Origin of the sequence: Sphingobium sp. BYY-5, from assembly GCF_022758885.1 — a bacterium.
Lineage (GTDB): Bacteria > Pseudomonadota > Alphaproteobacteria > Sphingomonadales > Sphingomonadaceae > Sphingobium.
Window position 1 is genome coordinate 107140 of the sequence record NZ_JALEBH010000001.1, and the last position, 18759, is coordinate 125898.

Annotated in this window: 24 protein-coding genes; 6 read left to right on the forward strand and 18 right to left on the reverse strand. The window is 60.8% G+C overall.

Annotation, left to right across the window (positions count from 1 at the left end):
- Positions 1–8: 8 nt before the first annotated feature.
- From MOK15_RS00595 to MOK15_RS00605, 3 genes are read right to left on the reverse strand one after another with little or no spacing between them, the layout of a single operon-like run.
- Positions 9–2357, reverse strand: coding sequence for a phage tail protein (locus MOK15_RS00595; RefSeq protein WP_242929806.1), 2349 nt, complete (start codon positions 2355–2357; stop codon positions 9–11).
- Between the two features lie 11 nt (positions 2358–2368).
- On the reverse strand, positions 2369–2932 hold the full coding sequence (locus MOK15_RS00600) for a phage tail protein I (protein WP_242929807.1): 564 nt from the start codon (positions 2930–2932) through the stop codon (positions 2369–2371).
- The gene (locus MOK15_RS00605; RefSeq protein ID WP_242929808.1) at positions 2929–3822 is read right to left on the reverse strand and encodes a baseplate J/gp47 family protein; all 894 of its coding nucleotides are present in this window, start codon (positions 3820–3822) and stop codon (positions 2929–2931) included. The genes MOK15_RS00600 and MOK15_RS00605 overlap by 4 nt, the downstream gene beginning before the upstream one ends.
- A 91-nt stretch (positions 3823–3913) precedes the next feature.
- Between MOK15_RS00605 and MOK15_RS00610 the strand changes: the two genes are divergently transcribed.
- Positions 3914–4231 (forward strand): type II toxin-antitoxin system HicA family toxin, encoded by a 318-nt coding sequence (locus tag MOK15_RS00610; protein ID WP_242929809.1) that lies wholly within the window; start codon positions 3914–3916, stop codon positions 4229–4231.
- A gap of 22 nt (positions 4232–4253) precedes the next feature.
- Positions 4254–4646 (forward strand): type II toxin-antitoxin system HicB family antitoxin, encoded by a 393-nt coding sequence (locus MOK15_RS00615; protein WP_242929810.1) that lies wholly within the window; start codon positions 4254–4256, stop codon positions 4644–4646.
- A gap of 237 nt (positions 4647–4883) precedes the next feature.
- Here MOK15_RS00615 and MOK15_RS00620 read toward each other — a convergent pair whose 3' ends face one another.
- Together MOK15_RS00620 and MOK15_RS00625 are read right to left on the reverse strand one after the other, a co-directional pair.
- Positions 4884–6032, reverse strand: coding sequence for a hypothetical protein (locus MOK15_RS00620; RefSeq protein WP_242929811.1), 1149 nt, complete (start codon positions 6030–6032; stop codon positions 4884–4886).
- A 3-nt stretch (positions 6033–6035) separates the two neighbouring features.
- Positions 6036–6569, reverse strand: coding sequence for an ImmA/IrrE family metallo-endopeptidase (locus MOK15_RS00625; protein WP_242929812.1), 534 nt, complete (start codon positions 6567–6569; stop codon positions 6036–6038).
- Positions 6570–7191: 622 nt separating this feature from the next.
- Between MOK15_RS00625 and MOK15_RS00630 the strand changes: the two genes are divergently transcribed.
- Together MOK15_RS00630 and MOK15_RS00635 are read left to right on the forward strand one after the other, a co-directional pair.
- Entirely contained in the window at positions 7192–7452 is a 261-nt protein-coding gene (locus MOK15_RS00630) for a hypothetical protein (RefSeq protein ID WP_242929813.1), read from the forward strand.
- A 78-nt stretch (positions 7453–7530) separates the two neighbouring features.
- On the forward strand, positions 7531–7899 hold the full coding sequence (locus tag MOK15_RS00635; RefSeq protein WP_242929814.1) for a hypothetical protein: 369 nt from the start codon (positions 7531–7533) through the stop codon (positions 7897–7899).
- 20 nt (positions 7900–7919) lie between these two features.
- On the opposite strand, the gene MOK15_RS00640 is transcribed toward MOK15_RS00635, so the two are convergent.
- From MOK15_RS00640 to MOK15_RS00695, 12 genes are all read right to left on the reverse strand, one after another.
- Entirely contained in the window at positions 7920–8390 is a 471-nt protein-coding gene (locus MOK15_RS00640) for a hypothetical protein (protein ID WP_242929815.1), read from the reverse strand.
- Between the two features lie 89 nt (positions 8391–8479).
- Entirely contained in the window at positions 8480–9151 is a 672-nt protein-coding gene (locus MOK15_RS00645) for a phage virion morphogenesis protein (RefSeq protein WP_242929816.1), read from the reverse strand.
- Positions 9152–9161: 10 nt separating this feature from the next.
- Positions 9162–9680 carry a phage tail protein gene (locus tag MOK15_RS00650; protein ID WP_242929817.1) on the reverse strand — a complete coding sequence of 173 codons (519 nt, stop codon included), beginning with the start codon at positions 9678–9680 and terminating at the stop codon, positions 9162–9164.
- A 132-nt stretch (positions 9681–9812) separates the two neighbouring features.
- Positions 9813–10208, reverse strand: coding sequence for a hypothetical protein (locus MOK15_RS00655; RefSeq protein WP_242929818.1), 396 nt, complete (start codon positions 10206–10208; stop codon positions 9813–9815).
- Positions 10205–10657: a D-Ala-D-Ala carboxypeptidase family metallohydrolase gene (locus MOK15_RS00660; protein ID WP_242929819.1), complete on the reverse strand. Its 453-nt coding sequence runs from the start codon at positions 10655–10657 to the stop codon at positions 10205–10207. The genes MOK15_RS00655 and MOK15_RS00660 overlap by 4 nt, the downstream gene beginning before the upstream one ends.
- Positions 10658–10663: 6 nt before the next feature.
- Positions 10664–10996: a hypothetical protein gene (locus MOK15_RS00665; RefSeq protein WP_242929820.1), complete on the reverse strand. Its 333-nt coding sequence runs from the start codon at positions 10994–10996 to the stop codon at positions 10664–10666.
- A 3-nt stretch (positions 10997–10999) separates the two neighbouring features.
- Positions 11000–11203 (reverse strand): tail protein X, encoded by a 204-nt coding sequence (locus MOK15_RS00670; RefSeq protein ID WP_347567161.1) that lies wholly within the window; start codon positions 11201–11203, stop codon positions 11000–11002.
- A 35-nt stretch (positions 11204–11238) separates the two neighbouring features.
- On the reverse strand, positions 11239–11721 hold the full coding sequence (locus MOK15_RS00675) for a head completion/stabilization protein (RefSeq protein ID WP_242929822.1): 483 nt from the start codon (positions 11719–11721) through the stop codon (positions 11239–11241).
- Positions 11718–11945, reverse strand: a complete 228-nt coding sequence (locus tag MOK15_RS00680; RefSeq protein WP_242929823.1) for a hypothetical protein — start codon at positions 11943–11945, stop codon at positions 11718–11720. The genes MOK15_RS00675 and MOK15_RS00680 overlap by 4 nt, the downstream gene beginning before the upstream one ends.
- A 117-nt stretch (positions 11946–12062) precedes the next feature.
- A complete protein-coding gene (gene gpM, locus MOK15_RS00685) occupies positions 12063–12866 on the reverse strand; it encodes a phage terminase small subunit (protein ID WP_242929824.1) in 804 nt (267 codons plus the stop codon).
- A gap of 54 nt (positions 12867–12920) precedes the next feature.
- Positions 12921–14012 carry a phage major capsid protein, P2 family gene (locus MOK15_RS00690; protein WP_242929825.1) on the reverse strand — a complete coding sequence of 364 codons (1092 nt, stop codon included), beginning with the start codon at positions 14010–14012 and terminating at the stop codon, positions 12921–12923.
- Positions 14013–14051: 39 nt separating this feature from the next.
- On the reverse strand, positions 14052–14870 hold the full coding sequence (locus MOK15_RS00695) for a GPO family capsid scaffolding protein (protein ID WP_242929826.1): 819 nt from the start codon (positions 14868–14870) through the stop codon (positions 14052–14054).
- 221 nt (positions 14871–15091) lie between these two features.
- Between MOK15_RS00695 and MOK15_RS00700 the strand changes: the two genes are divergently transcribed.
- Both MOK15_RS00700 and MOK15_RS00705 read left to right on the forward strand, forming a co-directional pair.
- Positions 15092–16906 carry a terminase family protein gene (locus MOK15_RS00700; protein WP_242929827.1) on the forward strand — a complete coding sequence of 605 codons (1815 nt, stop codon included), beginning with the start codon at positions 15092–15094 and terminating at the stop codon, positions 16904–16906.
- A complete protein-coding gene (locus tag MOK15_RS00705) occupies positions 16903–17949 on the forward strand; it encodes a phage portal protein (protein ID WP_242929828.1) in 1047 nt (348 codons plus the stop codon). Before MOK15_RS00700 ends, MOK15_RS00705 begins: the two co-directional genes overlap by 4 nt.
- On the opposite strand, the gene MOK15_RS00710 is transcribed toward MOK15_RS00705, so the two are convergent.
- Positions 17946–18233, reverse strand: a complete 288-nt coding sequence (locus MOK15_RS00710; protein ID WP_242929829.1) for an addiction module antidote protein — start codon at positions 18231–18233, stop codon at positions 17946–17948. The genes MOK15_RS00705 and MOK15_RS00710 overlap by 4 nt on opposite strands.
- Positions 18234–18759 lie beyond the last annotated feature (526 nt).

Here is an 18759-nt window from a genome sequence, read left to right on the forward strand (position 1 = left end):
ATTTCTCCTTATCTGCCGATGGCCATCCACCAGGCGTTGGCCGCCGGGGCGGCGTTCCAAAAACTGGCCCCGTCTCTGCTCACGCTGTAGGGAAGCGGACAGTTGGCTTGCGCATTACCGTTGCCGATTTCGGTGGCGACGCCCGAATGAATATGGAAACAGGCGGTCGGGAACTGGATGGGGAAGGTGATGGACCCATAGGAGTCCGCGTTGCAGTAGACCATGCCCCACTGCATGATGAGGCCGTTGGGCAATCGGCAATAGCCGGTGCTGTCGAGGTTTCCGCTGGGCAGAATGTCGCTGAGTTGCCAGCCATCCAGCAGATCAGCGTCGAGGCCGGAGCCAGAGCCGTCATTGCCAGTGTGCCAGACTAAATTGCCGTTCCAGTGCATGACCCCGGAAGAGTTGAAGCCGAACGCCCCCCAGTTCACCGTCCCATTGTTCGATGTGACCTGAAAATAGGCATCGCCACCGTTGGATGGCGCGCGCAGGCGAAAGCCGCCGGTGACGCCGTTGGCGGGCGAAACCGCCTCTACTATGCCGGTGAATATTTGGCCTGCCACATTGGCGGGGGTGTAACCAAGGCGGGCCGGAATATTGGTGTAATAGCTGCTGTCTTGTCCATCGAGCAGGTCGGCGTCCAGGCCCGATCCCGCGCCGTCATTGCCCGAATGCCAGACGACGCTGCCGCCATATCGGAGCAATTCCTCATTCGCGTTGCAACCCAGCGTGTGGGGTGAGTTGCCGAAGCGGACGAAGCCGGCGTTCCAGTTGCCTACACCCCGGATCGAGAAGCCGTTCGCGATGTTGGAATCGCCAATAAACGCATCGTCGCCAAGGCGGATATTTGCGCCGTCGCCGTTGGCCGTCACACTGAGATAAGGCAGGCTCAAGCTGCCCGTCAGAGTGTCACCTGCCTTATTGACAGGGGTATAACCCAGGCGGGCTACGATATTGGTGTAGTAGCTCCCCTGCTGCCCATCGAGCAGATCAGCGTCCAGGCCCGACCCTGCGCCGTCATTGCCGGAATGCCAGATTTCATAAGCGTTCGCACCGAATGACCAACCGCCCAGCTTGAGCTTATTGTCCGTGTCGAGACCGAAGTAGAAGGCACGCTGGTTCGGACGGTGGAAGCAGAGCATGGCGGCACCTGTCCCATTGCCCCGCACCTCGATCTCGCCGAGGTTCGAGGCCGTGTTTGCCATGGCGCTGTCGCCCGTGCCGTTGCCCATGACCGTGATCCGGCCCGTCGCCACGTCACCGGCCTTGTTCAGCGGGGTATAGCCAAGCCGCGCGGTGATATTGGTGTAATAGCTGCCATCCTGCCCATCGAGCAGGTCGGCGTCCAAGCCCGATCCCGCGCCATCATTGTCGCTATGCCATATAGTGGCGCTGCCCCAGAGCAGGCCCGTACCCAAGGTAAGCCGCAGCGCATCCGGGTTGATCTGCAATCTTGTGCCCGCGTTAGCGGTGCTATTTTCACGAACGCTAAGCGTTGAGCCGTCCGCCACGAGATACCATTGCTTGGCCGTATCCGTTTCCGAAAACAGGATACGAGGCGCATTATGAGAAATGGTGAGGGGACCGGTAAATGTGTCACCAGCTTGGTTTGCTGGTGTGTAGCCGAGCCGGGCGGGGACATTGGCGTAATAGCTGCCCTGCTGGCCATCGAGCAGGTCTGCGTCCAGGCCGTTGCCCGCGCCTTCATCCTTGAGCGCTGCGGATTTGAGGCCCAGCGCCCCGCGCATGGCCACCGCACTGGCCGCCGTCAGCAGGGATTTGACGAAGGCCGATGGCGCACCTTCGCCAAAGCGGGCGTTGATCCAGTTGGTGACGGCGGACTTGACGCCCTTCGGCGTGACCGCACGCGCGCTATCTGCGCCCGCATCCGTTTCCGCATCGGTCGCCAGTTCCACCACGCCCTGCATCGATGTCGTAGCAGGCGGGTTCAGGAAGTTGGCGTTGCCAAAGCTGAGCGCGGTTGCGGCTACGTCAGCGAACTGGACGTCGATGGCCATCAAGAGCATCGCCTGCGCCGATTTCTCCACGATCACGGCGGACTGGCCATAAATGGCGAACAACGTGCCATCGGCCAGATAGAGGGCGAAGCTGCGCACCGTGAAGACGCCGGTGCCTTCATCGCGCACGATCAGGTGGATGGTGTCATCGGCCACCACATCGCCTGACAGGGTGTCGATGCGCTTATGTTCGCCGGGGAGAGATGTCGCGGTCTTGGAAGGGGTCAAGGCCGTGGCCGACAAGCCCACCTTGGCGATGGTGACGGGCGCGGTGCCGGTATTGGCGGCATTGACGAGCGCTGCGCGGCCTGCATTGGTGACGATGATGGTAAGAGCCATGGTTCCTCCGGTCAGGGGGCAGGAGTTTCTGGCGGCGCCACGCAGGACAGCCGCGCGTAGATGGTCGGGCGCGCCGCCGCGATCAGGCCGACGCCGGCCTTTGCGGTGACCCCTTGCGTGAAGGTGAAGTGAGAGCGCACCGGCTTGGCCCGACTGACTTCCGCAATGACCTGATCGACAAAGGCGGCCGACGCAGGCGCGCCCTGCTGGTCAAGGTTCAACACCAGGCTGAAAGAATAGGGATCGCCCTTTGGTGTCATCTGCCACCATTCGCGGATCGCGACCGATCCGCCGAAGCTTTGGACGACAGCGCGCACGGACGCAGCGGTGCCCTTCTGCCGAGCGATCGTGATCGCCTTGCGTACCCGTTCGCGCTTGACCGCTTCGGGCCAGTCCGATGACCAGTTGTCGAGCGACAGGCCCCAGGCAAGCCATGGTAGAAGGGCGATCGGGCAGTTGGAAGGCGACCAGACGTCTCGAACCAGCACGGCGATGTCGAGCAGCCGGGCAACGACCTGTTCCAGCGCCTTTTCCAGATCGGTCGAGGCAGGCGGCAGAATGGACGGATAGGTCATTCGCCCGTCCCCGCGTAGCTGAGCGTGACGCCGGTGCAGTAAGGGGCCTGCTCGCGCGAGATCACGATGTCCGCAGCCGGGGACGTCAGGACGACATTCTGCACGCCCTCAACATGCAAGGCGGCGAAGATGCCCGATCGAGTAATGTCGCGGCCAAGGCGATGGCTGGAGGCGACATAATCGTCCAGCTTGGCGCGGGCCGCGTCCAGCACCACACTGCCATCGGGACCGCTGAATGTCGTGATGGTGGCGTTGACGTTGTAATTGACGATCGCGGCGGACTGGACGGTGACAAAGTCGGTAAGCGGGCGACGCGTTTCGTCGGACACATAGGCGGCGACGGTCGCGATCAGCCCGGCGGATGCCGCGCCGGATCCGATGCGGGACAGGACCGACACCAGCACTTGGCCGGGGCTGGGACTAATCGCGCTGGCGTCCAGCACATCGGAGTCCGCCGACAGGGCGTGGAAGATATAGGCCCCTTCCGGTCCCGCGACCGAATAACCTTCGGGAGCCAGCACCATACGGCGGCGGAAATCAGCGTCGCTTTCCATCACCGCCGGGATCCCCAGCATTTCATCCGCCGGGGTGATGGTCAGGCGGGCGATGCCGAACAGGGCCGCGATATGGTCGAGGTCCGCGCCCACGGCATAGGCAGGCATGACGGCGCGGGCCGCATCATTCACGCGCTGGCGCAGCAATTGGGCGAAATAGGCGAACGTCTGGAGCAACTTCGACGCTGGATCGCTGTCCCGGCTCACAAAATCCGGCATCAGCGTCTGCATATATGCGACGGCGTCCGCATAGATCGTTTCGAAATCTAGCGGGTCGATGATGTCCGGCGCGGGAAGGCGCGACAGATCAACGGCGGTGAAGGTTGCATCGGCCATGGCGCCCATGTCGGCCGTCGGGTATGGCGGATGCTATCGGCTCCATTTGTAGAGGCCGCCTCTACAAATGGACTGGCGACCATCCGGGGGTATGATTGGCGCAGCCCTGCAAACAGAAAGGGCCGTAAAACCAGAGGGTGGTCATCAATCGATATCGCAATATGTTGCGCAAATATTTGCGCATTCCCTCTTGCTATTGCCCTCAGTCATGCGTAAATATTTGCGCATGGAACGGGACAGCAAAAAGATCGTCAGGCGTTTGCTTGAAGAGGGGTTTGAACAAGTGTCGGTCAAAGGATCGCACCACAAGTTCAGAAAGGACGATCGGACTATCATTGTTCCCCACCCGAAAAAGGATCTCCCTATCGGGACGGCCCGGAACATAGCGAAGATGGCGGGGTGGCTCTAAGCCGCCCCAGAGAGGTAAAGTGATGAAGGTTTTTTACGCGATCGTTCACAAGGATGAAGACAGCGCCTTTGGCGTGAGCTTCCCCGATTTACCCGGTTGCTTTTCGGCAGCCGACACGGAGGATGCGGTATTGCCCAAAGCCGTTGAAGCGCTCGACCTTTGGTTTGAGGATGCGGAGGAAGTCGTGCCCCGCTCGATCGAGCAGGTGCGCGCCGAGGTGGCGGATGAACTGGCCCAGGGCGCCTATCTGCTTGCCGTGCCGCGCGTCAGCAACGCCGGGAAAATGACCCGCGTGAACCTGTCCATGGATCGGGGTATTGTCGAGGCCATCGACGCCGCCGCCAGGATGCGAGGGTTGACCCGTAGCGGTTTTGTGGCCGAAGCGGCGCGCAACGAGATTGCGGGCCTGCACTGACCTGTCTTGCCGGTAGCGGAATGTCCGCATCGGAGCCAACTCGCGAGGATAGCTGACCTGCGCGAACTCGCGAGCATTGAGACCGCCCTCATCAATGGTCACTCGACTAATTGGGTGGGATCCCGCGAAACTATCTACCTAATTCGTCGAAAAAACGCGATATTTCTAACTGGCGAGAGCCCTGCCTATCACGGATCAAACCATAATGGGTGTCGGGGCAGCGCTCTCAGCTGCGGCTCAATCCGCAGCGGCGGCTTTGCTTTCAGCAACAGCCGGTTCAGCCTCTAGGACCGTGAGACCGGGCTCGATAGCGCCAAGCAGATCTTCTACCGAGGTCTGGTCGCTGCCCAAGAATTCTGCCGCCAGATCGCCGTCGCTAGTGTTGGCGGCTTCCTGCTCAGTCTTTTTCCGAGCTTCGATCTCAACCCGATCTTTTTCCCAAGCGGATATATATACTTTGTAATATTCCGGCACTTCGATGTCAGCACTACGGTACGCAAGCTTCAACTCCGGCTTTTCGATCCGGTATGCCTGAATGTAGCTTTCTAGATAATCAAATAATGTGCCTATCTCTGCCTCGCGCGGTCTATCAAGCAACTCCGCCTCCAGACACTCAACAGCCTCATGATTTTCATCGCGGCTTGTGATGAGCGAAATTACTGGATATTTTCTTCCACCCACAACGCCTTTGAATACCTGCGGCTCATGAAATGAAAATTTGCAATCAAATTTTGTAGTATCGACGTTGCGTTTTGCCTTGCAGAGCAAATAAGCAAGAGCAGGCGAAAGAGTCATCGCATCAATCGCTGAATTTCGCGAAATGCGAAAGCCGCCGTCGATACCTTTGCCTAGAAAATCGAATTTTCCCGGAGCTTCGTCTACAGCGATCTCGACCTCTTCGGTCAACAGGTCGTATCCTTCCCCGTACAAGGAATCGCCACCATTCAGCGACAATTGGATACTGCGATTAGGCGTCGGGAAAGCGGCGACCCATGCATTTCCCTTGGTGTTGAGATCGAAGGCACTTCCGATTTCCTCGCCAAAATCGATGAGAGCCTCCCTGAATGCGTACACATAGGCCGCTAGATGGGCTATGCTATAAACGCGATTCACAAAGAGAATTTCATCCCCGATGGTCTTCCAGACTTTGGGTAGATCGCTCTGTTCTTTTTCGTCAATTTCTGGATTGGAGGCGCAGAAATCCTCATACCGCTTTCGAAATATCTTCGGAAAGCGGCCATAGAACTTTTGGAAAGCCTTCATCCACACAAGGTTGTTGTGCGATTCTTTCGACTTGAAGGCCGTAGACCCGACTAGATCAACGGAAAGAAACAATCGAATACGATAGCCCGGCTTCGTAGGTAAAACGACGATATCGGCGCTCATACGTCAAAGACCCAATGCACGAGCCCTCGTATCTGCCGCAGAACGACTGACATCGAAGACTTCTTTGGCACCGTCCACGCCTGCAGAACTATAAACTTCGCTGAAAGCTTCCGCCGGCATAAGAAAGGCTGCAGCGAACCAATTAGCCTCAAGTTCGGCCCTGCGCTGATCCGAGTCACCCATGTCTACCCACCGGGTCGCCCGCATGACTGCACTGGGGCACGCCTTTTTAATTTTCGGTAGATGAAGCAGCAGGTGTCCGAGCTCATGAGCTATGGTGAATCTGTCGCGCAAACGAGACGTATTGGGGGACAAATAAATCGTATAATCATTCAGATTTCTAGCTACGATCGATCCGCTATCGTGATCTTCATCGCCACTGGAGCCGATTACTATCTTGCCTCCATGGTGCGCGACCAGCTCCTCCAAACTTTGCCCTGGCTTGTAGTCATAGATTTCAGCTACGCGTTGCGCGAAATCTTCTACAACGCTTTTCGAAGCTCCAACTCCCGTAGGTATCTGGTACAAAGTGCTCATGCTGCCTTACCCTCCTGCGCGAAAGCGCAGTGCCTGCGCGCGCCTACTTGGCCACATTACAGAACACAAACAAAAATCACCTTCTGCCTTGTAGCACGCTCACCAGCTCTCCAACGTCGCTTTGGGCATCTTACCCGAGCCACTGGCCGTTCGAAGTGTGAACATACACAACGATGCAGTGTTCCTGCACCGCCACGCTTCTCAGAAAATAGTGGTCCCACATCACTGGAGCAATAGCGCGGCAGAGTTCCATTCTCGACTTCTCATAGAGGTAGCGCAGCTTCGGCCGAAGGGCAACCAGCCTCTGAGGTCGGGTTCGCAAGAGGCGGTTATTCGAGGTGGCGTTAGCGAATGGCGAGAAAACCCCAGCCCCGGTCATGAGCAGAATGTCCGCTAATTGGTTTGCCGATGATCTCGCTCGAGCGGCTTGGCTGGGCGCAATGCCGATGAGCCGGTTCTATCAAGGCCCCGGCCTGTCCCATGTCCGCAACCCATCCCCTGAAGCTGTTCGCGCCACGGTTCGACGCCGGATTGAAGCTGCCGGGCAACACCCAACCACTTGCGGCTATAGCCACAGAAGAGCAACTGTCTTGAAAGCGGAAGAACGGGATGCAAGGCAGTGATGTCAATTGAGATGTTGAGCACACAAGATGCGTTGGAGCGCATCAAAGCAAGCACACAAGGCGGGCAACAGGTGCTTGGTGTGGACGGCTTCAAAATTGTGCCGGAGGGCTACATCGGACTGCTTGACCTGATTCTCGATTTGTCAGTTCATCCTATTTCCCCTCAGGCTGCCGAAAGCGCCGCTTTGCAATTCGTTGAGGCCAATGCTCGGGACGGCGTCATGTGGGAAATCGTTATCGGGAGGCCGACCATACGCTAACGACCAGTTTTCGTCGTTCATCGGGCTGACATGGATGCTCAATTGCAGACATTCTGCTTATCAGGCAGCATAGTCCCCATGAATTTGGCGGCAGATAGCATTATCGAGGAAATCGACGCCGGATCGCTTCATCCGACGACGCATCTGGTCGTTCGTGCCCTCCATCAGCACATCAATCTCGCTGACGACCTACAGCGTGAGGCGCTTGCAGCTTTTGATCGTGGCGACCAATCAGCCGACACGGGCCTGCAAAGTGCAATGTGGACGAAAATCCGAGAACTTGCGGTGGAAGACCAAAGCGGGATGCGACTTTCGATTTGCCTGACACGGCCGAATGAGGCCATTGACTGGTATCTGGCCGAATACATAATTGGTTGGGCGCGGGAGCAAGGGGTCGCCGAGCGACAGATCATTGATGCCTTCCACGCTCCCTCACGCGGGGGATAACGACCATGAGCGGACATCATTCAAAGTTTACCGTCACGTCTAAACCGGATCCTTACCCACCAAATGCCAGCGGCAATGGGCAGCGCTCCTATTGCCAAATATAGCGGGTAAAAGATCGCTCCCAAGGCAGAAGTGGAGCTTCCCGTCAGATTGGTGGTTCGGAGAAACTCGCGGTAGGGATACAATAAAGCTATCGCGGCTGTGCAAAATAGCCAGCGCATCCAAGCGTCAGGCGAACGACGCGCCAGCCAAAAAAGTCCGAATTGGGATGCCCCAACCACAGGTGCGAAAAGGAAGAGTGCAGGAACTCCGATGAACCACTGCACTAAAATTTCGAGGATAGAATATTCAAACCCAGTGGGGCCGACAGTCTCAGGGCCGCGCGTGAACAGCATGATAAATATGGGAACTGCGCATACCAAAGCATTGATCTTTAGTACGGCGTCAAGGCTTTGCCACCAGCTTGCAATCCGTCGTAACATGGTCGTCATTTGGTGATGATGCGGTATTCGTTTCCGCTTATCAATGTCCGATTACCTGCAATAGCCGCTAGTCCGAAATCCACCTTCGCAGCCATTCGTCAGCCTTCCGCGATGTGGGTATAGAGCAAATCGAGCAGATGCTCGCGATTCGCCGCCGTCGCGCCGAGCAGTTCGCGCTTGGGATAGGGTACCGCCTGCGCCCGCAATGACGGCTTGTCGCGCAGGCCATATTGATGGACACCTGCGATCTGCGACGCCTTGCCGGAAAAGCCGATCCAGAAACCCTGATCGTCCGTCCCACTGCGCAGAAACCGGGCGCTCGCGAGGCGCCGAAGCATCGCCTTGCGCCGGATGCCGCCGCGCCGGCGCAGGCTGCTGCCGCCAGCGCTACGATGCTCTTGCGGCACGGGGAGCCATTTGACGATCTTGTCGAACGCGAAGGAGCGGATCGCGCCCGCCTCAATGTCGAACCCGGTCATCATCCGGCCTGGTGCCCAGGTGAAGCTTTTCATGACGACCTTGCGTGGGCCACCGCCGCCGCTGGATGGATAGAGGAAGCAGGCCGCGCCCCGGCCCGTCATGGGCGGCTGCTTTTCCTTGCGCGCTTCGAAGGCCGCGCCGTCGGGTTGTCGTTGGGCGGCAACACGTTCCCGCTGGCTCGACGCCAGGCTACGGGCCATGCGGCGCATGAGCGCGCGGCGTTCGCCCGATGACAGGGTGCGCAGCAGCGCGCCTGCGATCCGTTCGATTTCGGTGAGATCGTCGGTCATGCCCCGGATATCAGGCAATCGGCGGTATGGCAGGGGTCAGGACGGCGTCGGGATCGTCGGTTTCGACCAGCAGGTCCACATTGCCAAAGCCCTGGAGGAAAGACGCGGTGACGCCATCAAAGGCATCGCCAAAATCCGGTTCGGGGGGATGCTGGACGTCATAGCCGCTCCCATCGGGGCGCGGCACCACCAGCACGGTTTCGGTAAGGTCGATCGACAGCAGGATATCGGACATTTCGCTATCCAGCAGTTCCGCCTCAAATTCGAAGGGCTGCGCGTCATCCCGGCGCAGGAGCTGGGGCTGTTCCTTTTCGATCCATGCCAGCATCGGCACCATGATGGCGTCGGCGTCGCCCGCAAATTCCCACAGGCCCACCTTGAGCGTGTAGCGATAGACGAACGACAAGGTCGCGGATCGGCGCGCGGCGACCTGGCCGCCCTCGACATAGATATGAAGGCGGTCAGGATGGGTTTTCAATTCCGGCAGGAAGGCGGTGAGCCATTGCCGCAGACTGTCGGCTTTGCGCATCGTCAATCCGCCTGTGCATTCGCCATGCGGGCCTGCGCCTGCAATTCGACCAGGGTGGCGCGGATTTGGCCCGCGACGTCATAGAGGGCGATGAGACTGCCGAGGCACTGCGCCCCGCTCATCTCGCCCCCATCAGTCCGCTGGACTTTCGGCAATGGGGCGGGTGTCGCCAACAATCCCCCAGAGATCTTCGCTGTTGGCCGTGGCGGCGGCGCGGTCGAGCAGGCCGACGCCATCAGCATCGATGCAGACATTGCGATAGACCGGACGCTCAATGACCTTCTGACTTTCATGATGGATTTCCCTGACATGGCCCTGCCGGGCATATTCGCTGGCCTGATAGCGTTCGCTCGATGCGTCGATCTGGCCCTGCAGCGCCCTGGTGGCGGCCGCCCGCGCCGCGTCGGCGCGCTTTTGCGCGGCCTGTTCCTGCGCGCTGCCGACGCTGGCACCATAGAAGAAGCCGCCGATCCCTGTCGTGCAGGCGGCCAGCGCGGCGGCCATGACGAGGTGCGATTTGCCGATCATGCCAGCAGCCCTTTGAAATAGGCCCGGCGCGAATAGGTCAGCACCTCCTGGCGGAGCCGGCCACCCCGATAGCTGGCATGAATCCAGCCACTATTGGGCTGCCCGCGCACATAGTTTTCAAGGATCAACTGGTCGAAGGGCAGGCGGTCGCGAATGAAGCTGGCCACCGTCAGATTATCGATGCCGGGGATTTCCAGATCGGCCGCTTCGCCTTTGGCGTGCTGGCTGGAGACGGACGAACCGACCGCCAGGCACAATTTGGGCGCGCGAAAGCCCGACGTGATACGGATCGGCCGCCCGAAATGGGCGCGCAGCGGCTCCAGCACCTTGGTACAGAGCAGCGTCATGGCGGCGATCTGTTCCGCATTGGGGGTGTTGTCGATCCGCTGCGCCTTGGCGGTGGCGGACGCGGTGAACTCGGCAAGAGTGAAATGGGGCGATAGCTGCATGGGGATTTAATCCTTCTTGGGCAGGAAGCGGTCGGCGATGCGGCCCGGCACGCTGGTCAGCGTGTCGGTGATGGCGCGCGCGATGCGGGGCGTGGCGTCGAAGGCCAACAGGGCGATGGCGAAGGCGATCGATTGCGCGACAAAGCCGGTCCAGTCGGTCACGGCGATGATGGCGATGGTCGCGTAATAGCTGACCGTCGAGCCAACCACCCATTGGAGGAAGCGCTGGCGGAAAGGCAGCGCCGGCTTCCATGCCTGGGCGACGGCCGAGCCGATCAGCGAGGGAGAGAGCGATCCGACGATGTCGCTCGCCGATTCCAGAAAGGGGCGCAATTCCATGGTTCAATCCCAAAGCTGAATGAGGGGGCGGACGCGGGTGGCGCCGGCGTCGGTGGTGGCGGGCACGGTAATGACGGTCCCCAGCGGCAGAATGGGGCCAAGGTCGGCCAGCCCCGGATTGGCGTCGAGAACGCGGGTGATTTCTCCCGGTCCAAGGCCAGCGTCGCGCCAGAGCAGCAGGTCCAGCTTGTCGCCCTGCCGGGCCACAAGTTTTCGGGCTATGGGGCGCTGCGTTGTCGCCATCAGATGAGGTCGACTTGTGTGCGGGTGCGGCCCAGTATGTCGCGCACGGCATGTTGCGCATCGCGGCGCAGTTCGCCGATGGTAGGGCCAAGTTCATCCGCCTGCGCGCCGCCGGCGGCCGTCGTATCGAAATCGCGATGGCGGTCGATCAGTTCGGCCTTGGCATAGAGGGCGATGGCGCGGGTGTAGCGGATCATCTGCACGCTCTGGCCGTCCAGTTGCGGCGCGGGCACGTCGGCCAGCGTCGAATGACCGGCGGCGACCGAGGCCATAGCGAAGGCGCGCAGATCGATTTCTACCGTCATGATTGCGCCAAGGATAGCGGCGCGCAGGCGGGCAGGCGTAATGCTGGTCGGGATACGCGCGGCTTCGCGTATCGATACGGGATCGATATCGGGGAAGAAGCCGTCATTGATGACGGGCACTTCCTCTGCCGGGGGCTGCTCCATCTGTGAGGCGGGAGGGCGGGCAACGAAACTCATGCCAGAATGACCTGGGCGAGCCGGTTCATCATCGCGATGCAGACCATGGTGGATAGGAGGCCGATGGCGAGGACGCAGGATGGCATCCAGCGTGGGCGCACATCCTCATGGGCGGCCAGGACACCGCCGACCAGGGCGCAGATCGCCAGGGCGGCGAAGGCCAGCGCGGCCAGCGAAAGGGCAAGCGTCTTGAAGATGAGCCAGATGGCAAGACCAATGGTCATAAATTCTCCGATATTGCCGCCGGCATACAGGGGTGGGGATCGGGTCAGATGGCGGCCCTGCGGCCCGAAAGCCTCCCGCATCGCGCGATCCGCCCCTGAGCGCCGGGGGCGAGCCTGTCAGGCGGCGCTATCGCCGCCCTGTTCGGTGTTGGGGTCGGGTGCGGCGGCGGGGATGGCCGCCAGCAGCTTGATCGCCCGCTTGATCCTGTCCTTGACGCCGATGCGGTCATGAAGGCGCTGGGCCTCGGTCAGGCTTGCCAGCGCCTGTTGCAGGACCGGCTTGCCCTCTTCGGCCACCAGGCTTTCGCCCCTGTCCAGCTGCTCGACGCCGATCGCTTTGAGCAGCTTGGCGCGGACCTGATCATGAATGTCGAGATGGCCGGTCAGGTCGGCCACTTCCTCCAGCGTCGCGAGGGAGAAGCTCTCGTTCGCGCCCTGCGCCTTGATCGCGGCATCGGCGATTTCCTCAATGAGGATAGTCGCCGCGTCGCGCTGGTAGCGCGCCGGCATGGCGACCCTATGTCGCATCACGAATTCAGCCAGGCTGATGGCGTTGTCATAGTCGCCGACATCGATCAGCCAGACCATGCAGGTCGGCACGACTTCGGCGGCAAGGCCCGTGCCCACGCCCGCATCAGCCGCGATGATGCCCTGCACCCAGGGTCGATATTCCGGCAGCATCTCGCGCTTGGCCGCGATCTTCATGTCGATCGAACGGATTTCCTTGAGGCGGCGCAGGTCATGGGTGAGGCGAAGGCCCATCTGCCGCGCGGCGATATCCGCCGGGGAAGGCTTGGCCGTCCCCGCTGCCGGCAGAGGTGCGGCAGCAGGGACGGTTGCCCCTCCATGTGCAGGTGCAAATGCTGCGGTGATGGTCTGGGCAGCGAGGATGCGTTCACGGTGGCGGCGAGCAAGGCTCATGCGCGTGTCCTGTCAGATGGAGGGGATGGGGGAGCGAGCAGGAGAAGCCGGCGATCAGGCCGGTTTCTTGCCCATCACGACATTTTCAACGAGGGCGACGCGGCCAAAATCCTCGACCACATAATCCTCGTTGACCGATTCATAATTTTCGATCTGGTCGAGCGCCGGTTCGTCCTTCACCTGACGGCGACGGGTTTCTTCCTGTACATAGATGGCCAGATTATCGAGGCTCGTGACCATCAGCGCGTCTTCGGGGAAGAAGGGCACGATGATGGCGCGCTTGCCGGCCAACTGCATGGGCAGGGTCAGGATGCGGTGCGCGGCCTCATTTTCGGTCGCGGTCGCGCCGGCACCCTGCAGAAGGTTCAGATACTTGTCCTTGACCAGCTTCCAACCGACAATGACGACAAGGTCGGTGTCGCTTCGGTGCCAGGGATCGAGCAGGTCGAGCGCGTCGAACGCCAGGGCGTCGAGGTTGGCATAGTCGGCCTCAGCCGTGTCGATGTTGGTTGCATCGCCATCGACCACTTCGACGCCGGCGGCGACATAGATCGCCCTGGTGGGATCGGTCGACAGTGCCCCGTCGTCCAGCACGCGTTCGGGCGCGCGGGTGCGGACCTTGTGCAGCCAGCCTTCATTGACGTCCTGCAGCAGCGGGTTGTCGGCGCGGTTCGTGGTTGGGGCGACCGAGGTGCCGTTGAAACCGATCATGATGCGGTCGCGGCCCTGCTGTTTCAGGATGGCGTCGCGAACAAGCGTCTGGAACTCAGGGCGGTGACGCCAGGCGTCCAGCTTGGCATATTTGATCGCCGTGTCATAGTTGGTCTGGCGGCAGTGGTAGCCGCCTTCATCGCTGGTGTCGGTCGGATCGGTCGGCGTGCGGCGGTCGCCGGCATTGGTGTTGGTGCGGCTCGCGATCGGGCGGGTGACGCCGACGCCGACCTTGTCGCCGGTCTGATTGGGGACCATGACGACGCTGATCGAACCCAGAAAGTCGCTCGACTCCTGAATTTTCTCTTCCAGCTTCTGTTCGACAACGGGCGCGACGGTGAATTTGGTGCCGGTGACTTCGGCGGCCTGGACGCCATTGAGCAGCGCGATCTGGCTGACATAGGCGGTGAAGGCGACGCGGGTTTCTTTACGCATGGTGGCTCCTGAGTGCGGGGGCGAGCGGGACGGGTGGGATCAGCAGTCGGTGACGATCGCCGCATTGCCGCCGGTGGCGAGCGCGCGGGTGAAGGAACCGGGCCGCTCGGTCGTTTCGAGGCGGGCCGTTAGCGCGGCCAGATCGGCGCCGATGGCCGCGACCGCATCATTGGCGGGCTTGGTCGCTGCCGCGATCTGATCGGCGACCGATGCACCGAACGCCGTGGCGAAGGCGGCCACGTCAAAGCCATTGTCATTGGCGGGCTTGGGATGTGCCGGCGGTGGAGCCGGTTCCTCCTTCTTCTCCTTCTTGAAGAAGGCCAGGATCGATTCGCCGATGCTCTTGCCGATCGCGTCGCTGTCGAGCGGCGCGGCCAGAATTTCGATCTGCGTTTCGCAGGCGTTGGTGAACAGGTTGGCGCGCGAGAGCGCCGCGAATTTCAGCGGCTCGGTGCCGAGCGATGCGGGCTGATCGGTGACGGCCAGGCCAACCAGATAGGCCTCGCCCGTGCCCGCGAAATTGGGATGAATTTCGCAACTGGTGAAAAGCTTCTGCCCGGCCTTGTTGAGGTCGATCAACTGATCATTGGCGTCGATTTCGGCATAAAGGCCAAGCAGCGTCTTCTTTTCGCCGCCGATCGTCAGTTCGACTTCTTGCGTCTTGAGCGAGACGACGGAGCCATAGGCGTTGAAGGGCGGAAGGCCGCTTAAGCCGACAATGTGGCTGCAGTTGATGCGGGCGGTATAGGTTTGCAGCGCATAATTTGCGGCGCACTGTTCCAGCCATTCGCGCTTGATCTCCCGACCATCAACGGTCGGGCCTTCGACGGCTACGCGGAAAAATTTGCTCTTGGCCATGGTCGGTTCCGGTTCCCGTGGTTGCGGGGCGGCGCGCCCCTGCGGTGATGGGAACAGAAAAGGGCGTTTGGGCGGCCTTTTCTCAAGTCGGTCCATTTGTAGAGGCGGCCTCTACAAATGGACGCCGATGATTAGGGGCAGAAACGCGCGGCATGGTCGCGGCAATGGCAAATCAATCCTCTTCTGGGCCAACCCCTCCGCAGCCCGGTGCACCTTCCGCCATGTGGCAGTTCGATCCGCGCCGTCATGCGCGCAGCCTCTATTGGCGCGGATGGGGCGTCACCCAGATCGCCGACGAATTCGCGCTGCACGGCCTGGTCAACGACAAGGGTGGGCCAATCCCTCGCGCCACGATCGAGGCATGGAAGCAGCGCGATCGATGGGATGATGCGCCATCAATCCGTAGAATCGAGGACGGCCTTGAAATCCGCCTCCTGACGCTGATCGCGAAGGAGAAGAAGACCAGCGCCGATTATGTCGAGATGGACGCGCTTTCGCGCCAGATCGAAAGCCTGGCCCGCGTCCGTCGCCACGATGCCCCCGGCGGCCATGCCGGCGACCTCAACGACAAGATCGCCAACCGCAACGCCGGGCCACGCAAGAAGGCGAAGAAGAACCATTTCACCGAGACCCAAGCGGCCGAACTCAAGCGCATCTTCCTCGACGGTCTCTATGATTATCAGCATCGCTGGTGGCAGGCGAAGGATCAGCGCACCCGCATGATCTTGAAGTCGCGCCAGATCGGCGCGACCTATTATTTCGCCTTCGAAGCGCTGATCGACGCGATCGAGACGGGCCGCAACCAGATATTCCTCTCCGCCTCCAAGGCGCAGGCGCATCAGTTCCGATCCTATATCGTGAGCTTCGCCAAGCTGGTCGGCGTTACGCTGACGGGCGATCCGATGCTGATCACGTCGGATCTGCGGCCAGCGGAGGAGGCGGCGGCCGAACTCCATTTCCTGGGCACCAATTTCCGCACCGCCCAGGGACGCCACGGCAATTTCTATTTCGACGAATTTTTCTGGGTCCATTCGTTTGAGGAACTGAACAAGGTCGCGTCGGGCATGGCGACCCATAAGAAGTGGCGCAAAACCTACTTCTCGACGCCGTCGAGCGTCGCGCACCCGGCCTATCCCTATTGGACCGGCGAGCGCCGCAACCGGCGGCGCAAGAAGGAAGATCGGATCACGATCGACGTCAGCCATACAGCGCTGGCGGCCGGCATGGTCGGACCGGATCGCGTATGGCGGCATATCGTCAATATCCGCGATGCCGAGGCGGGCGGGTGCGACCTGTTCGATATTGAGGAACTGGAAGACGAGTACGCGCCCGACGAATTCGCCAACCTGTTCCTGTGCGATTTCGTGGATGACAGTCTGTCGGCCTTCAAGTTCAACGACATGATCGCCTGCGGCTGTGACAGCCTGGTCGAATGGACGGATTTCAATCCGGAAGCGGCGCGGCCCTATGGCAATCGGTCGGTCTGGGCGGGCTATGATCCGCAGGAAAGCGAGACGGGGGATAATGCTGCCCTGGTGATCGCTGCGCCGCCGCTGATCGAGGGCGGGCAGTTCCGCATCCTTGAACGCCACCAGTTGCGCGGTCTCGATTTCGAGCAGCAGGCCGAATTCATCAAGGCGGTGTTGTCCCGCTATAATTGCTCCTATCTGGGCGTCGACGCGAAGGGCGTCGGTGCGGGCGTCTATCAGTTGCTCGCCAAGGTCGGCGCGCTGCCGGTCTGCGCGGTCGCGAAAATCGAATATTCGCTGGAACTGAAAGCGGGCATGATCATGAAGGCGCAGAACGTTATCCGCCGGGGCCGTCTCGCCTTCGACAGTGGTCTGCTCGACATCGTGTCGGCCTTCGTATCGATCAAGAAGACCCTGACCACCAGCGGGCGCAACGTCACCTTCAAGGCCGGGCGCGGCGGCAATGACGGCCATGCCGATCTGGCTTGGGCCACCATGCACATCCTCATGAACGAACCGCTCGACGGCAAGGAAGTGCCCAAGGGCAAGATGGAGATTTTCGAATGAGCAAGCGCGCACGCCGCCAGAAGACCCTGGGAATGAACCGCCGGGAGTCGGTCGCCGCGGCCAATGACAACCGATCGAGCGCGATCGAGGCCTTCACCTTCGGCGATCCCGAACCGGTGCTGAGCCGGGCCACGATGCTGGACATGCTGGAATGCTGGCATAACCAGCGCTGGTATGAGCCGCCGGTATCGCTGGATGGCCTCGCCCGTGCCTATCGCGCGTCCCCCCATCATTCGAGCGCGATCATCCTCAAACGCAACATGCTGGCGGCCAGCCTGGACCCAACGCCCTATTTGTCGCGTAAAGCCTTTGCGGGATTGGTGCAGGACTATCTGGTGATGGGAAATGCCTATGTACAGGCGATCTCCAACCGGCTTGGCGGGGTGATGCGGCTTGACCATGTCCTGGCCAAATATATGCGGCGCGGGGTCGAGCCGGGCCGTTTCTGGTGGGTGCCGGGATTCCAGAATGAGAGTGAATTTGACCGGGGCACGGTCCACCACCTGATGGCCCCGGACGTCAATCAGGAAATCTATGGCCTGCCCGAATATCTCTCAGCGCTGCAATCCGCGCTGCTCAATGAGAACGCCACCCTGTTCCGCCGCCGCTATTTCGAGAATGGGAGCCATGCTGGCTATATCCTCTATGCCACCGGCGAGTTTGCCGACGGCGATGTGGACGGGATGCGCAATGCGCTGAAAAAATCCAAGGGACCGGGGAATTTCCGCAACCTGTTCGTCCATTCGCCTAACGGCAAGGAAAATGGCATCAAGTTGTTGCCGATCGCCCAGGTGGGCGCAAACGACGAATTTCTGGGGATCAAGAACACGACGCGCGATGATGTGCTGGCCGCGCATCGGGTGCCGCCGCAGTTGTTGGGCATCGTTCCGGCCAACACGGGTGGCTTTGGCGATGTGACCAAGGCCACGGACGCTTTCTTCGAACTGGAGATCGGCCCGTTGCAGTCCGTCTTCCTCGAACTCAACGAGGCGCTGGGGTTCGAGGTGGTGCGCTTTGCCGAGCGGGTGAAGGCGGCGGCTTAGGCCGCCGCTTCGAACTTCATCCGCAGGCCCAGGGCGGGCAGCACCTTTAGCATCGTTTCCAGGGTCGGATTTCCGTCAACGCTCAGTGCGCGATAGAGAGCCTGGCGCTTGATGCCCGTTTCCTTCGCCAGTTCCGTCATGCCGCGTGCGCGGGCCACAATGCCGATGGCGGCAGCGATCGTATGAACATCGCCGGACGCAAGGGCATCGGCCAGCAGTTCGGCCTGATCCTCCGGCTCTGAGATATGTTCTGTCGCATCGAAGCGGGTCAGTTCGATAGTCATCTCCATTTCCTCCAATTGGTACAATCAACGCTAGGGCGGTTCAGGGTATCTGGGCCGCTGAACCATTCGGCAAATGCGGGAGTCTGCATCCTTTCCATGTTGTCACTTATATGTGACGATGAGCGATGTATCAACATTTAAGTGACATATGGTGCGAAGGGCTGGCCCGACGCGCGATCGAGGAGGGCGGTCCAGCCCATCGGTGCGCCGGCGGGGCCGCGACCCCATTTCGCGCGCTTATTCCCCCGCCTCGCCCGCGCACTTTTTATGTCGGTTTTGATGCAGTGGCGGCTATCGCCGCGAGACGGCCTAAGTCCTAGGCCGAAGCCGGCTCGAAGGCTGAGCTACGCTGATGCATTTTGATGCAGCTACAGCGCCGCTTGCGCGACTATCGTGAAATGCACTCGTTTTCACCTGGGCTCCCCCTGGGAAGCCCCCGGAGACGCGCAAGCGGCTCCGGCCCCCGACGGCGCGTCGGGAGTGCTTGATGGCCTTTCCAGGCAACGATGATGGTGGTCCCCTCAAA

What these genes read in the sequence shown, in the direction of transcription:
- MOK15_RS00650 (WP_242929817.1), bottom strand. Translation starts at nt 9,680, where the DNA reads ATGCGCAAAGCCGACAGTCTGCGGCAATGGCTCACCGCCTTCCTGCCG.
- MOK15_RS00665 (WP_242929820.1), bottom strand. Translation starts at nt 10,996, where the DNA reads ATGGAATTGCGCCCCTTTCTGGAATCGGCGAGCGACATCGTCGGATCG.
- MOK15_RS00710 (WP_242929829.1), bottom strand. Translation starts at nt 18,233, where the DNA reads ATGACTATCGAACTGACCCGCTTCGATGCGACAGAACATATCTCAGAG.
- MOK15_RS00600 (WP_242929807.1), bottom strand. Translation starts at nt 2,932, where the DNA reads ATGACCTATCCGTCCATTCTGCCGCCTGCCTCGACCGATCTGGAAAAG.
- MOK15_RS00655 (WP_242929818.1), bottom strand. Translation starts at nt 10,208, where the DNA reads ATGATCGGCAAATCGCACCTCGTCATGGCCGCCGCGCTGGCCGCCTGC.
- MOK15_RS00680 (WP_242929823.1), bottom strand. Translation starts at nt 11,945, where the DNA reads ATGACCATTGGTCTTGCCATCTGGCTCATCTTCAAGACGCTTGCCCTT.
- MOK15_RS00625 (WP_242929812.1), bottom strand. Translation starts at nt 6,569, where the DNA reads ATGAGCACTTTGTACCAGATACCTACGGGAGTTGGAGCTTCGAAAAGC.
- MOK15_RS00615 (WP_242929810.1), top strand. Translation starts at nt 4,254, where the DNA reads ATGAAGGTTTTTTACGCGATCGTTCACAAGGATGAAGACAGCGCCTTT.
- MOK15_RS00700 (WP_242929827.1), top strand. Translation starts at nt 15,092, where the DNA reads ATGTGGCAGTTCGATCCGCGCCGTCATGCGCGCAGCCTCTATTGGCGC.
- MOK15_RS00595 (WP_242929806.1), bottom strand. Translation starts at nt 2,357, where the DNA reads ATGGCTCTTACCATCATCGTCACCAATGCAGGCCGCGCAGCGCTCGTC.
- MOK15_RS00630 (WP_242929813.1), top strand. Translation starts at nt 7,192, where the DNA reads ATGTCAATTGAGATGTTGAGCACACAAGATGCGTTGGAGCGCATCAAA.
- MOK15_RS00705 (WP_242929828.1), top strand. Translation starts at nt 16,903, where the DNA reads ATGAGCAAGCGCGCACGCCGCCAGAAGACCCTGGGAATGAACCGCCGG.
- MOK15_RS00645 (WP_242929816.1), bottom strand. Translation starts at nt 9,151, where the DNA reads ATGACCGACGATCTCACCGAAATCGAACGGATCGCAGGCGCGCTGCTG.
- MOK15_RS00635 (WP_242929814.1), top strand. Translation starts at nt 7,531, where the DNA reads ATGAATTTGGCGGCAGATAGCATTATCGAGGAAATCGACGCCGGATCG.
- gpM (WP_242929824.1), bottom strand. Translation starts at nt 12,866, where the DNA reads ATGAGCCTTGCTCGCCGCCACCGTGAACGCATCCTCGCTGCCCAGACC.
- MOK15_RS00620 (WP_242929811.1), bottom strand. Translation starts at nt 6,032, where the DNA reads ATGAGCGCCGATATCGTCGTTTTACCTACGAAGCCGGGCTATCGTATT.
- MOK15_RS00640 (WP_242929815.1), bottom strand. Translation starts at nt 8,390, where the DNA reads ATGACGACCATGTTACGACGGATTGCAAGCTGGTGGCAAAGCCTTGAC.
- MOK15_RS00660 (WP_242929819.1), bottom strand. Translation starts at nt 10,657, where the DNA reads ATGCAGCTATCGCCCCATTTCACTCTTGCCGAGTTCACCGCGTCCGCC.
- MOK15_RS00690 (WP_242929825.1), bottom strand. Translation starts at nt 14,012, where the DNA reads ATGCGTAAAGAAACCCGCGTCGCCTTCACCGCCTATGTCAGCCAGATC.
- MOK15_RS00695 (WP_242929826.1), bottom strand. Translation starts at nt 14,870, where the DNA reads ATGGCCAAGAGCAAATTTTTCCGCGTAGCCGTCGAAGGCCCGACCGTT.
- MOK15_RS00675 (WP_242929822.1), bottom strand. Translation starts at nt 11,721, where the DNA reads ATGAGTTTCGTTGCCCGCCCTCCCGCCTCACAGATGGAGCAGCCCCCG.
- MOK15_RS00610 (WP_242929809.1), top strand. Translation starts at nt 3,914, where the DNA reads ATGATTGGCGCAGCCCTGCAAACAGAAAGGGCCGTAAAACCAGAGGGT.
- MOK15_RS00605 (WP_242929808.1), bottom strand. Translation starts at nt 3,822, where the DNA reads ATGGCCGATGCAACCTTCACCGCCGTTGATCTGTCGCGCCTTCCCGCG.